Origin of the sequence: Gordonia jinhuaensis (assembly GCF_014639795.1) — a bacterium.
GTDB classification, from domain to species: Bacteria; Actinomycetota; Actinomycetes; order Mycobacteriales; family Mycobacteriaceae; genus Gordonia_B; species Gordonia_B jinhuaensis.
The window spans coordinates 1-15,589 of record NZ_BMGC01000039.1; the positions used below are offsets into that span (position 1 = coordinate 1).

At 66.5% G+C, this 15,589-nt stretch carries 14 protein-coding genes, 1 rRNA gene and 1 other annotated feature; of the genes, 10 read left to right on the forward strand and 5 right to left on the reverse strand.

Annotated features, from left to right (window positions below):
- Positions 1–88, forward strand: a 23S ribosomal RNA gene (locus tag IEW22_RS17240); the annotation flags it as partial.
- Positions 89–207: 119 nt separating this feature from the next.
- Positions 208–292 (forward strand) — a sequence feature (5S ribosomal RNA rRNA prediction is too short).
- Between the two features lie 171 nt (positions 293–463).
- Here IEW22_RS17240 and IEW22_RS17245 read toward each other — a convergent pair.
- Positions 464–2,017, reverse strand: coding sequence for a carboxylesterase/lipase family protein (locus IEW22_RS17245; protein ID WP_188588204.1), 1,554 nt, complete (start codon positions 2,015–2,017; stop codon positions 464–466).
- Positions 2,018–2,191: 174 nt separating this feature from the next.
- Between IEW22_RS17245 and IEW22_RS17250 the strand changes: the two genes are divergently transcribed.
- The 4 genes from IEW22_RS17250 to IEW22_RS17265 all read left to right on the forward strand — a co-directional run bounded on the left by IEW22_RS17250 (position 2,192) and on the right by IEW22_RS17265 (position 4,185).
- Positions 2,192–2,503 carry an EthD family reductase gene (locus IEW22_RS17250; RefSeq protein ID WP_188588206.1) on the forward strand — a complete coding sequence of 104 codons (312 nt, stop codon included), beginning with the start codon at positions 2,192–2,194 and terminating at the stop codon, positions 2,501–2,503.
- 44 nt (positions 2,504–2,547) lie between these two features.
- Positions 2,548–3,018: a DUF3237 domain-containing protein gene (locus IEW22_RS17255; RefSeq protein ID WP_188588208.1), complete on the forward strand. Its 471-nt coding sequence runs from the start codon at positions 2,548–2,550 to the stop codon at positions 3,016–3,018.
- A gap of 164 nt (positions 3,019–3,182) precedes the next feature.
- Positions 3,183–3,872, forward strand: a complete 690-nt coding sequence (gene nucS / locus IEW22_RS17260) for an endonuclease NucS (RefSeq protein ID WP_188588210.1) — start codon at positions 3,183–3,185, stop codon at positions 3,870–3,872.
- A gap of 22 nt (positions 3,873–3,894) precedes the next feature.
- The gene (locus IEW22_RS17265; RefSeq protein ID WP_188588212.1) at positions 3,895–4,185 is read left to right on the forward strand and encodes an ATP/GTP-binding protein; all 291 of its coding nucleotides are present in this window, start codon (positions 3,895–3,897) and stop codon (positions 4,183–4,185) included.
- 22 nt (positions 4,186–4,207) lie between these two features.
- On the opposite strand, the gene IEW22_RS17270 is transcribed toward IEW22_RS17265, so the two are convergent.
- Positions 4,208–5,599 (reverse strand): coiled-coil domain-containing protein, encoded by a 1,392-nt coding sequence (locus IEW22_RS17270; RefSeq protein ID WP_188588215.1) that lies wholly within the window; start codon positions 5,597–5,599, stop codon positions 4,208–4,210.
- Between the two features lie 82 nt (positions 5,600–5,681).
- A complete protein-coding gene (gene mce, locus IEW22_RS17275; RefSeq protein WP_373284235.1) occupies positions 5,682–6,167 on the reverse strand; it encodes a methylmalonyl-CoA epimerase in 486 nt (161 codons plus the stop codon).
- Between the two features lie 222 nt (positions 6,168–6,389).
- On the opposite strand from mce, the gene IEW22_RS17280 reads away from it, so the two are divergent.
- The 5 genes from IEW22_RS17280 to IEW22_RS17300 all read left to right on the forward strand — a co-directional run bounded on the left by IEW22_RS17280 (position 6,390) and on the right by IEW22_RS17300 (position 10,915).
- Entirely contained in the window at positions 6,390–7,592 is a 1,203-nt protein-coding gene (locus IEW22_RS17280) for an acetyl-CoA C-acetyltransferase (protein ID WP_188588217.1), read from the forward strand.
- Positions 7,593–7,747: 155 nt separating this feature from the next.
- Positions 7,748–8,104: a DUF3817 domain-containing protein gene (locus tag IEW22_RS17285; protein WP_229742857.1), complete on the forward strand. Its 357-nt coding sequence runs from the start codon at positions 7,748–7,750 to the stop codon at positions 8,102–8,104.
- Between the two features lie 119 nt (positions 8,105–8,223).
- The gene (locus tag IEW22_RS17290) at positions 8,224–8,529 is read left to right on the forward strand and encodes a thiamine-binding protein (RefSeq protein WP_188588220.1); all 306 of its coding nucleotides are present in this window, start codon (positions 8,224–8,226) and stop codon (positions 8,527–8,529) included.
- 39 nt (positions 8,530–8,568) lie between these two features.
- Positions 8,569–9,921 carry an MFS transporter gene (locus IEW22_RS17295; RefSeq protein ID WP_188588222.1) on the forward strand — a complete coding sequence of 451 codons (1,353 nt, stop codon included), beginning with the start codon at positions 8,569–8,571 and terminating at the stop codon, positions 9,919–9,921.
- A gap of 82 nt (positions 9,922–10,003) precedes the next feature.
- Entirely contained in the window at positions 10,004–10,915 is a 912-nt protein-coding gene (locus IEW22_RS17300; protein WP_188588280.1) for a tetratricopeptide repeat protein, read from the forward strand.
- Between the two features lie 123 nt (positions 10,916–11,038).
- Here the strand turns inward: IEW22_RS17300 and glgB are convergent, their stop codons facing one another.
- Both glgB and IEW22_RS17310 read right to left on the reverse strand, forming a co-directional pair.
- Positions 11,039–13,282, reverse strand: coding sequence for a 1,4-alpha-glucan branching protein GlgB (gene glgB / locus IEW22_RS17305; protein ID WP_188588230.1), 2,244 nt, complete (start codon positions 13,280–13,282; stop codon positions 11,039–11,041).
- Between the two features lie 200 nt (positions 13,283–13,482).
- Positions 13,483–15,495, reverse strand: coding sequence for a maltotransferase domain-containing protein (locus IEW22_RS17310; protein ID WP_188588232.1), 2,013 nt, complete (start codon positions 15,493–15,495; stop codon positions 13,483–13,485).
- Between the last annotated feature and the right edge of the window lie 94 nt (positions 15,496–15,589).

Consider the following 15,589-nt stretch of genomic DNA (forward strand, 5'->3'; position numbering starts at 1 on the left):
CCTACAGACCATGGGGTTGATAGGCCAGAATTGGAAGCCCAGTAATGGGTGGAGGTGACTGGTACTAATCGGCCGAGGACTTACCACAACACAACCAACACTCTCATGTTTTGGTTGTTTCGCATCCACTATGACACTTCTGAAACAACACACGGTTTCAGAACAAACAAACAACACTGTTTTGACTGTGTGGTTGTTTTATAGAGTTACGGCGGTTATAGCGGTGGGGAAACGCCCGGTCCCATCCCGAACCCGGAAGCTAAGCCTGCCAGCGCCGATGGTACTGCACTCTAATAGGTGTGNAGTAATGCCCCGCACTTTCGTGCGGGGCATTACTGCATTCACAGGCTTTGTGGTTCCTTGCTCATTTCCCGCCATGCATTTCCTGTTCTGCACGTCGTCCTCATATGCGGGACAGGTTCTCGTCCGATACGGCATAGTCACGGGCTGCCATCTGGTCGAGTCAGAACGAGATGACGTCGTCGCCCCAGATCGCGCGGATACGGTCGTCAACGTCGTAGCGCACCGCATCTTCCCGATCTATCAGCAGTGTTGCCGGCTCGTCGGCGGTGTAGGCAGGCCAGTCGACGTCGTCGGCGGTGTTCGGTTCGGCACCTGTCACGAAGGCCTCCCATCGTCTGCGAAGTCGCTCAGACAGTTGTTCGCCCGGCTTGCGCCCGCCGATCGCGGTGGCCAGCTTCATCCCTCGCACGTCGAGATTCCCCCACGTGTAGGGGAGTTCTGTCGCATGCGTCGCTCCCACGTGGACGGCCTTCATCAACGGGGTCGCCCAGTCGAAGCGGTACAGATACACCGGGGCGTGGCGCCAGTGTCCATCCACCAGCCACAATGTCGGCATCCGGAAGCCGAGGTCGCCGGCGACCATCACACCCCGGTCGCGCCGACGGTGCACGCTGTAGGCACTCTCCACATCGACACGACTCGGGATCACCAGGTCGGGCTGTTCCTCGGCCACGGTGGTCATCATCTCGAGGAGCTCATTGTCGGTGATCGGGATGAGCGGCGACCTCATGAACTTGAAAGCAGCCGCCTCGTCTCGGTTGGTCCCGATCAGCAGTGGCACCGCATATCCTCTGCCCGCGCGGATCGCACTCAGCGGATTTTCGGGCACCAGGTCGCCGTCGATTGTCGGTGCGAACGGGATCACCCCGGGTTCGGTCTTGGGTAGAGCGGCGAAGATCTCGTTGCCGGCGGCCACGATCGAGTCGGTGTCGGCGTCGAGCGCCGCAGTCGGGTCCTCGGTGACCCCGAGGAGTCCGACCCAGGCGTTCACGGCACGTCGAGCGTGGTCGATGCCGTAGACCGAGCCGGCGGGGGAACTCTGGGCGATCGCCCGATGGAACAGCCCTCGTGCAGTGGGCGTGGCGAGCAGCGTCGTGACGATGCCGCCACCGGCCGATTCGCCGGCAAGTGTCACTGCACCGGAATCGCCGCCGAATTCACCCACATTGTCGCGAACCCATTCCAGTGCACGGATCACGTCGCGGAGCCCGAGGTTGCTGTCGACGGGTCGAGCGTTCGTCGAGAGCTGGGACACGTCCAGAAATCCGAACGGGCCGAGGCGGTAGTTCACGGTGACCACCACCATCGCGCCGTCGGCGACAAGATGTGAGGCGTCATAGAGCGGCTGTGACCCGCTGCCCATGAGATAGGCGCCGCCGTGGATCCACACCATCACCGGCAGCCGGTCATCGGGGGTGGTGGTGGCCGAGGTCCAGACCGACAGTGTCAGACAGTCCTCGTCGCGGATGTTGGCCGGACCGAGATCGACCGCTGGATTGTCGGGTTGCGGGCACACAGCGCCGAACTCGACTGCGTCACGCACCTGTGTCCACGGCTCATGAGGACGTGGAGCGCGCCAGCGCAGCGAGCCCAGCGGCGGTTGGGCGTAGGGAATCGACCGCCATGAGTTGACCACTGCATCGGTGCGGCCACGCACTGGTCCCGACTCGGTGTCGACGACGTGGGTGCGGCCGATGGCCGGGGAGTCGCTCATCGGACATACGTTATCGCTGATTGGTGCGCTGACGCCGACCCGAACGCGGGGATAGCACCGTCCCGCGGTATCCAGTCGTCCATTCCGCGCCGGATCGAGCGTGCGTCGAGCATCATCGAGGATGTGCATCGCGGGTGCGATGCCGACGACGTCATACGGGGAGGTACATCAGAGATGAAAAGTGTTGTGGTGCTGTACGGGGAGCCGACGAATCGCGAGGAGTTCGACGCGCACTACGTCAGCACGCATGTCCCGCTCGCGTCCAAACTGCCCGGACTGAAGGAGTACACCTACGGCCGCTGCGCGGATGCCTCCGGGGCGCCGGCTCCGTACTACTACCTGGCGCGACTCGTTTTCGACACGGCGCAGAAGCGGACCGAGGCGCTGGGCTCGCCCGAGATGGCCGCTGCCGGAGCCGATGTGGCGACCTTCGCCAGCGGTGGGGCGACGATCCTTCTCGTCGACGACGAGTTCGCGGGACTGTGACGGCGAGCCGACTCACCCCGCAACGACCCGCCGAGGACGCTCTGATGCCGGACGGGCCACGCCCGCCCGGACTGACCTATCTGGCGGGCTTCCGGATCGACGTCGGGACCGCGCTCGCGGTCACGCCGCCGGAGCAGGCGACCCGCCGTATCGTTCCGATCACCGGTGGGTCGGTGCGCGGACCGGAATTCACGGCGACGATCCTTCCCTACGGTGCAGACTTCCAGACCCAGCGTTCGCCGGCAACCACTGATCTCGACGCACGGTATGCGTTGCAGACCCCTACGGGTGAGCTGGTGTTCGTCACCAACACGGCGGTGCGCTCGGGCGCGCCGGAAGACATCGAGGCGTTGGCATCCGGACGCCGCGTACCCGCCGAGAGCATCTACTTCCGGTGCTGCCCGCAGTTCACGACTGATGCCCCGCGCTGGGGTTTCCTCAACGACCGGTTGTTCGTGGGTTCGGGCCGTCGCGACCCCGAGCAGGTCGTGATCGACGTGTGGATGGTGGACTGACCCGGCCGCGCTGACTGACCCGGCCACTGACAGATCCGGGCCCGACCCGATTAGGCGCTGGAGAGGGGTACGGCACTGCGGAATGCACATTCCGCACACGACACCGCGGCAGGTGGGCACGGCCCTACCGTCGGTGGTCGACTCGGTGTCCTAGGGTGGGCGACGTGCGTTTGGTCATTGCCGAGTGTCAGGTCGATTACGTGGGGCGGCTCACCGCCCATCTTCCCCGCGCCCGTCGGCTGGTGCTGGTCAAGGGGGACGGGTCGGTCAGCGTCCACGCCGACGACCGTGCCTACAAGCCGCTGAACTGGATGAGTCCGCCGTGCTGGATGAGCGAAGAGGCCATCGACGACACCTCCCCCGAATGGGCGACGGCGGTGTGGGTGGTGACCAACAAGGCCGGTGAGCAGCTGCGCATCACCGTCGGGGAGATCGAGCACGACTCCGCGCACGAACTCGGTGTCGATCCGGGGTTGGTGAAAGACGGTGTCGAGGCGCATCTGCAGGAACTGCTCGCCGAGCATGTGACCACGCTGGGTGAGGGTTACAGCTTGGTTCGGCGGGAGTACATGACGGCGATCGGCCCGGTCGACCTGTTGTGCCGCAACCAGTCCGGTGAATCCGTCGCCGTGGAGATCAAGCGTCGCGGTGAGATCGACGGCGTCGAACAGCTGACCCGATATCTTGAACTGCTCAACCGCGACCCGCTGCTGCGTCCCGTACATGGGGTGTTCGCTGCACAACAGATCAAACCGCAGGCGCGCACACTCGCCGAGGACCGCGGTATCCGATGCGTCACGCTCGACTACGACAAGCTCCGGGGAACCGAGAGCACCGAGTTCCGGTTGTTCTGACCGTCGGTATCCTGACCTCTCGATGCCCAGACACAATCGGCGTGAACCCGACCGACGTCGCGAGACCGGCGACGGCGGCCTGGGCCGAGTGGAGCGCGGACCGCGCGGCGACGACGTCGACTACCACGTCGTGACGATTCCAGGATCACGGGCGAAGAAGGTGTACATGTGCCCCGGGTGCAGCAACACGATCGCCGTGGGCGTGGCCCATGTCGTCGCGTGGCCGGTCGACGATTTCGGCGGCGTCGATGATCGACGTCACTGGCACACCGGCTGCTGGCGCGGCCGCCGCACCCGTACCGGGTATCGCTGATCTTGCGGTGACGGGTGAGGGGTCAGCGCCGACCCGACGGTGTGGGGGACTGGCGCCGGTTGCGCGTGGAGACCGGGCCCGACGGACCTTGCCCGTTCGGGGACGCCTTGGAATCGTCGCCGCCGGCATCCGACGAGGACTGGACGTTGGCGCCGTTGTGGGCCGCCGTCCCATTGACTGCGGAGCGAGCCGAACCGTTGGGGTGCGCACCGTTGGTATGTGAACCGTTGACGGTCTTTCCGTTCACCCCGGGCTTGTCGACCCCGGCGCCATCGGCCGAGTTCGGATTCGCCGATCCCGACGTTGTCGCACCCGAGTCCGTGTCGGTCGTGTCGGGTCGACCGGCGACGGGGCTGCCGGTGACGGGGGATCCGTTGGCCGACGGTTTCGCCGACGACGCGGCGCTGTCTCGGGCGGTCGGGATGCGGGAATCCTCCGAGAGGCCTTCGTTGAGGAGGTCGAGTGGGTCGACCTCGAGGAGTTTCGCGTCGGCTTCGGTGTCGGAGAGCAGGTCGGGCACCTCTGCCAGCTCTTCTCTGATCTCGGAGATCGCACTGAGCATCCGCATCCGCAGCAGTCGCACCTGTTCGACGGACTCCTTGGCGCGGATCACCCGCTCGGTGGCCACCGACTGCGCGTGCTGGCGCAAGCGATCGGCGTTCGCATGGGTGACCTCGAGGTGCTGCCGGGCCTCTTCGCGGGTGGTCGCCTCGAGGTGCTCCATCTCGCTCACGAGTTTCTCCCGACGCGCGGCCATCGAGACCTCGAAGTCGTTCTGTGCGCGCTCGCGCGACTGATCTGCCCGCAGCGCCAGTTCCTCGGCCTCGGCATGAGCGGCGGCGATGATCCGTTCGCATTCGGCCTTGGCCGCGTCCATGGTCGACACGTGCTCGGCTTCCATCGCCGTGCGGCGCTTCTCGGTGTCGCGGACCATCGTGTCGACGCGTTCGCGGGTCTCGCGGTCGTATTCGGCGGCCTCGGAGCGGATGCGTTCGGCGTCGGCATTCGCCGCGGCCCGGGTGTCGGCGGCGTCCTGGTCGGCTTCCTCGCGGGCGGCCGCCGCATCCTGGCGGGCCAGGGACAACAGTTCGGCGCTCTCGGCCTCGGCCTGCGCGCGCATCTCCGAGGTCTCGTCGGAGGCCAGTTGAAGCATCCGGGATATCCGCTCACTCATTCCCTGAGCAGTGGTCGGCGGCACGGCCAGACGGTCGACCTCGCGGCGCAGCGACTCGATCTCCTCGCGCGCCTCCACCAGGTGGGAGGCGAGCTCACGAGCGTTGGCAGCGGCGGCATCTCGGTCGGCGGCGAGCACGCGCAGATCCGCATCCGTGCGCTTGAAGTAGTTGTTCACCTGCTCGCGGTCGTACCCGCGCATCACGACGGCGAAGGGCTGCGAGGACGTGGCATCCGACATGGGAACGACTCTACGCGGTGATTCTGTGCTGCTCCGATGACGAAACAGAAACGTGTCACGCCGGTTCGGACACGAAACGATGTCAGGCCGGTTCGACCAGCTCCAGCAGGACCCCGCCGGCATCCTTGGGATGTACGAAATTGATTCGGGAATCAGCGGTTCCGCGTCTCGGCGCCGGATACAACGTGCGGATCCCGGCCTCGGTGAGGCGTCGTGTGACCTCGTCGACGTCGGTGACCCGCAGCGCCAGCTGTTGCAGTCCCGGCCCGTTGCGATCGAGGAATTTCGCGATTGTCGACTCGGGCGAAAGCGGTGCGAGAAGCTGAATCACGCTCGCGCCGTGCGGATTCGAATGGTGCGACTCGTGCGAACCCGACCTGTCGGCGTCCGCGCCCGCCGGCGATGCCAGTGCCGCGGGGCCGATCATCGCTTCTCGCACACCCTGTTCGGCGTTGATCTCTTCGTGCAGGGTCACGAAACCGAAATTGTTCGCGTACCACCGCGCAGCCGCATCCATGTCGGCCACCGCGATGCCGACATGGTCGATCGCGGTCACCAGATCCGCGATCGCGGCGGTCGCCGACGGTGCGGCGCGGACCGCACCGGCGCCTGGTGTGGTCTGGGTCTCGGCCTCCGAGGGAATGTCGAGACGATTGTCGGGGTTGCCCGTCAGGTCCGTCACACTTCAACGGTAGCGTTGATGTGACCAGCGGTGTCGGGTGGTATGCCGATTTTCCGCACTGTTGTATCGGCCGCGACACCTCGCAGCGGCCGCCTAGGAGGTTTACAGATGTCCTCGGTTCCCACCTCGTCGGTGATCGTGTCCGGTGCTCGCACCCCAGTGGGGCGACTGCTCGGGTCGCTCAAGGGTTTCTCGGGTGTCGATCTCGGTGCGCTCGCCATCGAGGGCGCCCTCGAGAAGGGCGATGTGCCCGCATCGGCGGTCGACTACGTGATCATGGGTCAGGTCCTCGGCGCCGGCGCCGGTCAGATGCCTGCCAAGCAGACCGCAGTCAAGGCCGGCATCCCGTGGTCGGTCCCGGCACTCACCATCAACAAGATGTGCCTGTCGGGTATCGACGCGATCGCGCTGGCCGATCAGCTGATCCGAGCCGGTGAGTTCGACTGCGTCGTCGCGGGCGGTCAGGAATCGATGACGCAGGCGCCGCACATCCTCAAGGGCAGCCGCGAGGGCTTCAAGTACGGCACTGCCGAGATGCTCGATCACATGGCCTACGACGGCCTGTTCGACGCGTTCACCGACCAGCCGATGGGTGCGCTGACCGAGGAGCACAACGCCGAGATCGAGAAGTTCAGCCGCGAGGAGCAGGACGAGTTCGCCGCCCGGTCCCACCAGCTCGCCGCGACAGCCTGGAAGAACGACGTGTTCGCCGACGAGGTGATCCCCGTCTCGATCCCGCAGCGTAAGGGCGATCCGATCGTGTTCGCCGAGGACGAGGGCATCCGCGCCGACACCACCGTCGACAGCCTTTCGCGCCTGCGTCCGGCGTTCTCCAAGACAGGCACCATCACCGCCGGCAACTCCTCGCAGATCTCCGACGGCGCCGCGGCTGTGGTGGTGATGAGCAAGGAGAAGGCAACCGAGCTCGGTCTGTCGTGGCTCGCCGAGATCGGACCACATGGTGTGGTCGCCGGCCCCGACTCCTCGCTGCAGGAGCAGCCTGCGAACGCGATCATCAAGGCGTGTGAGCGCGCCGGCATCGCCCCGACCGATCTGGACCTGGTCGAGATCAACGAGGCTTTCGCAGCTGTGGGACTGGCCTCGACCAAGAAGCTGGGCATCGACCCCGAGATCGTCAACGTCAACGGCGGCGCGATCGCGGTCGGTCATCCGATCGGGATGTCGGGTGCGCGCATCACGTTGCACCTGGCACTCGAGCTCAAGCGACGCGGCGGTGGAGTCGGTGTGGCCGCGCTCTGCGGTGCCGGCGGTCAGGGCGACGCGCTGATCGTGAGCGTGCCCAAGGCCTGATCTCGGCTGCACCGACGCCGCCTGTCGGCGCGCGTTGTCGGCGCCTGTTGTCGATGCCTGGTCGACGGGGTTCGTCGACCGATGCCGGGTGTCTCGAACGGCCTTTCCTACTACGGGGGGTCGTAGAGATACCCGGCATTCGGCACAATGGTGGCGTGAAGAGTTTTTTCGATCTGTCCACTCCCGCCAAACGGTTCCGATTCGTCGCCGTCCTCGAAGCGATCACCTGGCTTGCGCTGTTGATCGCCATGTTCTTCAAGTGGGTCCTCGGACATACCGAGGCCGTGCAGGTGCCGGGCATGGTCCACGGCATCGTGTTCGTCATCTTCGTGCTGACCACGCTGGTCACCCACTTCGCGCTGAAGTGGAGTCCCAAGGTGACCCTGCTCGCCCTGATCTCGAGCATCCCGCCCTTCGGCACTCTCGTCTTCGAGTGGTGGGCTCGCCGCAGCGGACATCTGGCCGAATTGTCCGACGAATCCGCCGACAAGCCGGTGGCGCTGGCCTCCTGACCGCCCGACGTGCCACGTTCCCCGCATGTGCGGGAGCCGCGCGGCGCCGGGCTGCCGGGTGAGGCAGATGGTTCGCTCTGCGGGTTGCGCCGCCGTGCGACTTCGCGCAGCGTGGAGGCATGATCGTTGCGTTCAGTGTTGCCCCGTCCGGTGGCGATTCGGTGGAGTCCGACGGCGGGATGAGTGCCGCGGTGGCCGAGGCGGTGCGTGTGGTGCGCGCCTCGGGCCTGCCGTGTCAGACCACGTCGATGTTCACCTATCTCGAGGGTGAGTGGGATGAGGTGATGCCGGTGGTGAAGGCGGCCACCGATGCGGTCCTGGCGCACGCTCCACGTGCCTCGTTGGTCCTGAAGGCCGACATCCGGCCCGGGATGACCGGCCAGCTCACCGAGAAGGTGGAACGGATCGAGCAGCAGCTGCGATGAGCGGTGTGCTCGGCTCGGCGGCGATGGAGGGTGGCGGCGATGGCGGGTAGCGGGGCACTGCGTCGCGCACGCATCGCCGGGTCACTGGTGTTCGGACTCAACGGTGCGCTCGCGGCGATGTGGGTCGCCCAGATCCCGGTGATCAGTGCGCGCACCGGCGTCGACCACGCTGCGCTGGGCGGTCTGTTGCTGGCAGCGGGGCTCTCGGCCTTCGTGTCGATGCAGATCTTCGGACCGCTCGCCGACCGGCTCGGTACACGCGGGCTGTGTGTGTTCGCGGTGTGTGCGCTGGCCCTGGCGATCGTCGGCCCGACGCTGGTCACCAGCCCGCGGTCGCTGCTGATCGCGCTGATCGCATTCGGCTTCTTCAACGGCGCCCTCGACGTCTCGATGAACTCCCAGGCGGTGGTGATCGAACGGCTCTACCGCCGGCCGATCATGTCGTCGTTCCACGCCTACTTCTCGTTGGGCGGATTGGTCGGATCGGCAGTCGTCGCGGCGGCACTGTTCGCCGGCGCTCAGCCGTGGATGACGGCATGCGCCGTCGCGGCGATCTCGGTCGTCGCGGTGTGGGTGGTGGCCGGTGCGCTGATCCCCGATCGGCCCGGTGACGTGGTCGATGCGATCCCTGATGCCAGAACCGCAGATCGCACAACCGCCGACCCTGCCGATACCGATTCCTCCCCGACGAACACCGACGGCCGGGCTGGGGTTGCGGGTCGGGTCCCGATCGCCCTGCGAGTGTCGGTGATGGCGGTGCTGGCCTTCTCCCTGATGTTGGCGGAGGGTTCGGCGTATGACTGGAGCGGACTGCACATGGTCGAGCGCTACGGAGTCACCGACGTCGTCGGAGCGGTGGCGTTCGCGGTGTTCTCCCTGACCATGCTCGTCGGACGCTTGCGCGCGGATGCGCTTGTTGCCCGGCGCGGTGCCGCGTGGGTGGTGCGCGCAGGCGCGCTGATCGCCGTCGTCGGCATGTCGGTGGTGATCTGCGCGCCCACGCCGTGGTTGTCGGTGATCGGCTGGGCGTTGTTCGGACTCGGTGTTGCCGCCGGTGTCCCGCAGCTGTTCTCGGCAGCCGGAAATCTGTCGGCCGCGTCGAGCGGCCGTTACATCTCGATCGTCGTCGGTGCCGGATATCTGGGGATGCTCGCCGGCCCGGCCAGTATCGGATTCGTGGCCCGGCACACCACACTGGGTGTCGCGCTGTGGCTGGCTGCCGCGGCGGCAGCGGTGGCCGTGCTCGGTGCGGGCGTGATCGGAGCGACGCCGACTCCGCGGGACCACCGACGCCGACCAGACGGTGGGGTGCGACCGGGCGGCGGTGCGGGCCCAGGCGGCGGTGTGCGACCAGACGGCGGTACTCGACCAGGTGACGTCACGGTGTCGTGATCTGTGGACGTCGTGACACACTTGTTGTGTGAGTAGGCCACAGTCTCCCAAGCAGGCAGCAGCAATGCGGGCGGCCGCCGCCATGTCCGGTGCGGTCGACCTGTCAGCACTCAAGCAGCGCGCCGATGCGCAGCGAACCCAGTCGACGCCGGGCGCCGATGCGGGCACGTCTGCCCGACCGGCGGGATCTGCTGCGGCACCGACGATTCCCAGCTCGTTCGCAGTCGACGAGACGACGTTCGACGCGAATGTGCTCAGTCTGTCCGAGCAGGTACTGGTGGTGGTCGAGCTGACCGCGTCGTGGAGCGAGCAGTCGGCCGAACTGACGCCGGTACTCGAACAACTCGCGGAGCAGGCGAACGGACGCTGGGTGCTGGCCGAGGTCGACGTGGAGGCCAATCCGCGCATCCAGCAGGCCTTCGGCGTGCAGTCGGTTCCCACGGTCGTCGCCATCGCGAAGGGCCAGCCGGTCTCGGCGTTCCAGGGTCCCCAGCCTGCCGACCAGATCGCCGCCTGGGTCGGGGGCATCCTGGACAAACTCGGCGATGCACTTCCAGGGGTGTCGGTGGGCGAGCCGGTGGAGGAGCCGACCGATCCGCGGCTCGTCGAGGCCGAGGCCAAACTCGACGAGGGCGATCTTGAGGGAGCACTGGCCGCCTACGAGGCCGTGGTGGAAGCCGATCCGGCGAATGAGGAGGCGGCCTCAGCGGCGCGCAACGTCGCCTTCCTGATCCGGGCCGGCGCACACGATCCGGCGGTCGTCACCGACGCGGCTGCCGACGATGTGGACGGGCAGCTCGCCGCCGCCGACGTGCTCCTTCTCGATCAGCGCCCCGAGGAGGCATTCGACCGTCTGATCGCCCTCGTCAAGAACACCTCCGGCGACGAACGCACCGCGGTGCGCACCCGACTGCTCTCGCTGTTCGAGTTGTTCGATCCCGCAGAGCCGTTCGTGATGACCGCCCGCCGTAAGCTGGCTTCAGCCCTGTTCTGACCAGCCCTGTTCTGACCAGCACTGTTCTGACCAGCCCTGTTCTGAGCAACCCTGTGACGCGGGAGCGACGGACTCTGATCCCGGGGCTCTGATCCCGAGTCGACGAGCGTCGGCCGCGGTCGGCTACTCGTCGTCGGCGGGCACCAGCCACACCGCGCCGTTGGCCGGAATGGTCACCGTGGCCGAGGTGGGCAGGCCGTTCCACGATCTGCCGTCGGCCACCACCGCGCCGAGGTTGCCCTCGCCGTTGCCCGCGTATGCGGGAGCGTCGGTGTTGATGACCTCACGCCAGCGACCCCTGCGCGGGAGTCCGATGCGGTGGTCGGCGCGGGTGACTCCGGAGAAGTTGAACAGACATGCCATCACCGAGCCGTCGGAGCCGTAGCGCAGAAAGCTCAGTACGTTGCTCGCGGTGTCGTTGGCGTCGATCCACGCGTAACCCTCGGGCGTGGTGTCGAGGGTGAACAGTGCCGGCGACTGGGTATAGACGGTGTTGAGGTCGGTGACCAGCCGGCGGACGCCGAGATGCAGTTCGCTCTCCCAGCCCTCGAGCTGGTACCAGTCCAGGCTGCGTGTCTCCGACCATTCGTTGGTCTGGGCGAACTCCTGTCCCATGAACAGCAGCTGTTTGCCCGGGTGCGACCACATGTAGGCGAGGAAGACACGCACACCGGCCGCTTTGGTGCGGGAGTCGCCGGGCATACGGCTCCACAGCGTGCCTTTGCCGTGGACGACCTCGTCGTGGCTGATGGGTAGCAGGAAGTTCTCGCTCCAGGCGTACATCATCGAGAAGGTGATCTCGTGGTGATGGAAGCTGCGATAGATCTGGTCGCGGGTGAGGTAGCCCAGCGTGTCGTGCATCCAGCCCATATTCCATTTGAGCGTGAACCCCAGGCCGCCGAGGTTGGTGTCGCGGGTGACGCCGGGCCACGACGTGGACTCCTCGGCCACGGTCATCACGCCGGGGTGGTGTTTGTGGACGGTCGCGTTCATCTCCTGCAGGAACTGCACCGCCTCGAGGTTCTCGCGACCGCCGTAGACGTTGGGGGTCCACTGGCCGTCGGGGCGTGAGTAGTCGAGGTAGAGCATCGACGCCACGGCGTCCACGCGCAGCCCGTCGATGTGGAATTGGTCGAACCAGTACAGCGCGTTGGCGACCAGGAAGTTGCGCACCTCGCGTCGACCGAAGTCGAACACGTAGGTTCCCCAGTCCAATTGCTCACCGCGGCGCGGATCGCTGTGTTCGTAGAGCGGGGTGCCGTCGAACCGTGCGAGCGCCCACTCGTCCTTGGGGAAGTGTGCGGGCACCCAGTCGACGATCACGCCGATGCCCAGCGAGTGCAGGTGGTCGACCAGATAGCGGAAGTCGTCGGGGGTGCCGAAGCGCGACGTCGGTGCGTAATACGACGTCACCTGGTAGCCCCATGAGCCGCCGAAGGGGTGCTCGGCGACGGGCAGGAACTCGACATGGGTGAACCCGGTCTGCACCAGGTAGTCGCCGAGCTGTTCGGCGATCTCGCGGTAGGTCAGGCCCTGGCGCCATGAGCCGAGGTGGACCTCGTACACGCTCACCGGGCTCTCGGTGGGATGCCGGCGCATCCGCTCGGTCACCCAGTCGTCGTCGGACCAGGTGAAGTGGGTTTCGTCGACGACCGATGCCGTCGCAGGCGGGATCTCGGCGCGCCGGGCCATCGGATCGGCCTTGTCGCGCACCGATCCCGACGGGGTGTGCACGCGGAATTTGTAGATCGTGCCGGGACCGATGTCGGGTACGAACACCTCCCACACGCCGCTGGACCCGAGTGAGCGCATCGGCGCGGTGCGACCCTGCCAGCCGTCGAAGTCGCCGATCACGGTGACGCCCTCGGCGTTGGGCGCCCACACCGCGAAGGAGGTCCCGTCGACCGGTCCGTCGGGTGTCTCGTAGTGGCGACGGTTGGCGCCGAGCACCTCCCACAGCCGCTCGTGTCGACCCTCGCCGATGAGGAAGACATCCAGATCGCCGAGTGTGGGCAGGAACCGGTAGCCGTCGGCGACGATGAACTCATGCGTGGTGGTGCCCGACGAATCGGGATAGACCACGCGGTAGCGGTAGTCGACCAGTGACGTGATCGGGACCGACACCACGAACAAGTCGCCACGCTGGCGGTCCATCGGGTAGTCGACGCCGCCGATGACCACCGACACCGACACCGCGCCGGGCCGCAGCGTACGGATGTTCGTGTGATCGCCGGCCTCATGCGCGCCGAGGAGTGCGTGCGGGTTGTGGTGCGTCCCGCCGAGCAACCGCCACAGGTCCTCTCCGGTCACCTCGGCAGTCTCGTGTGCGGAGTTGCCTGACCCTGCTGGAGGAGTCGTGTTGGTCATTGTTGAAGATCACCCTGCCTCGCGTTGTTGCGTCGAAAACAGTCTGGCACCGCCCCTGTCGGTGCCGGCACGATCGCTGTACCCGGCATGGGACTGTGCGGCCTCGTCGGCGTGGCCCGTCGTCCTGGCGTCTGGCGCCCGTCCACGGTGATCGTGCCCGTCCACGGTGATTGTGCCCGGTCGCCCGGTCTGATGAGGTCTCAGTCCGCCGGCGGCGGCAGCCGATAGGCCAGACGCGTGGCCGTCGTGGTGTCCATCGGCCGGATCGACACGATGTGGCACACCGCCTTCCACGGCTCGAGCCGGATGAAGTTCGACTGTCCCCAGACGAAGTGCTCACCGCTCACCTCGTCGACACAGTCGAAGTGGTCGTACCACTCGAATCCGAGATCGGGCATGTCGAGCCACAGCGTCGATTCCTCGGCGCCGAACGGATTGATGTTGATCACCACCACGACACGATCCCCGGTCACCGGGTCGAATTTCGAGTAGGCCAGCAGTGCGTCGTTGTCGAGGTGGTGGAAGTGGATGTGGCGCAGCTGCTGCAACGCGGGGTGGCGCCGACGGATCGCGTTGAGTGAGGTGATCCACGGTTCGAGGGACTCACCGCGTGAGGACGCCGCCTTGAAGTCGCGCGGACGCAGCTGATACTTCTCGGAGTTCAGATACTCCTCGCTGCCCTCGGCTACGGCGAGGTGTTCGAAGAGTTCGTATCCGCTGTAGACCCCCCAGGTGGGCGAGAGGGTGGCCGCCAGCGCTGCGCGCAGCGCGAACATCCCCGGACCGCCGTGTTGCAGGCTCTCGTGGAGGATGTCGGGGGTGTTGACGAACAGGTTGGGTCGGGCCTCGTCGGCGTGTGCGGCGATCTCCTTGCCGAACTCTTCGATCTCCCACTTCGCAGTGCGCCAGGTGAAGTACGTGTAGGACTGCGTGAACCCGAGCTTGGCCAGTCCGTACAGGCGGGCAGGCCTGGTGAACGCCTCGGCGAGGAACAGCACGTCGGGATCACGCTTTTTGATCTCGGAGATCAGCCACGACCAGAAGTCCGGCGGCTTGGTGTGCGGATTGTCGACCCGAAAGATCTTGACGCCCAGATTCACCCAGTGCAGCGCGACCTTCAGCACGGCGTGGTAGATCCCGTTGCGGTCGTTGTCGAAGTTCAGCGGGTAGATGTCCTGGTACTTCTTGGGCGGGTTCTCCGCGTAGGCGATCGTGCCGTCGGGCAGCACGGTGAACCACTCGGGATGGTCGGTGGCCCACGGATGATCCGGCGCGCACTGCAGCGCCAGATCCAGCGCGATCTCCATGCCCAGTTCGCGCGCACGGTCGAGGAAGTACACGAAGTCGTCGGTGGATCCGAGTCGCGGATGGATCGCGTCGTGTCCGCCCTCGTCGGCGCCGATCGCCCACGGTGAGCCCACGTCGTCACGCCCGGCGACCAGGCTGTTGTTGGGTCCCTTGCGGTTGACCCGTCCGATCGGGTGGATCGGCGGGAGATAGACCACGTCGAAACCCATGTCCGCGATGCGCGGCAGTTCGGCCGCCGCGGTGAGGAAGGTGCCGTGGACGGGTGTCCCGTCGTTGTCCCAGCCGCCGGTCGAGCGGGGAAACATCTCGTACCAGGAGCCGAACAGGGCACGGCGCCGGTCGATCCAGATCCGGTGCGTCTTTCCCTTGGTGAGCAGTTCGCGCAGCGGGTGGCGGTACATCACGTCGGAGACAGTCGGCGACAGTGCGGGGGTGACCCGCTGATGTAACGAGGTGTCGGCGCGCAGCGCGACGATCGCCTCGGCCACCGGCCCGCGATCCTCCTCGGGCAGGTCGTCGAGTGCGCGCGTCAGCAGCCGGGCACCCGACTCGAGGTCGTTGGCAAGATCCTCAGGGCCCTGACCGGCTTCGATCTTCTTGGTGACCGCCGACGACCACGTGACATAGGGGTCGCTCCACCCGTCGATCCGGAAGCTCCAGAAACCCTCGACGTCGGGGACGAAGGCGGCATTGAACGCATCGGGTTGCGCTGCGGGGGTCATCCGGATGGTCAACCGCCGGCTGCGACGCGGCCCCTCGACGTGGACACTCGCGCCCAGCGCGTCATGTCCTTCGCGCCACACCGTCGCGCTGATCGGAACGAGCTCTCCGACAACGGCTTTGGAGGGAAACTGTCCTTCGGATATGACCGGTGCCACATCGTCGATGCCGATCCGCCCGATCACGTGTGAACCCTCTCCTCCGCCTCGATGGCGGGTGCGATGATCGCAGCCCGTCCGCTCGCTGATGCGCTTCTCAACCGTAGGGGATGGGCGCTGA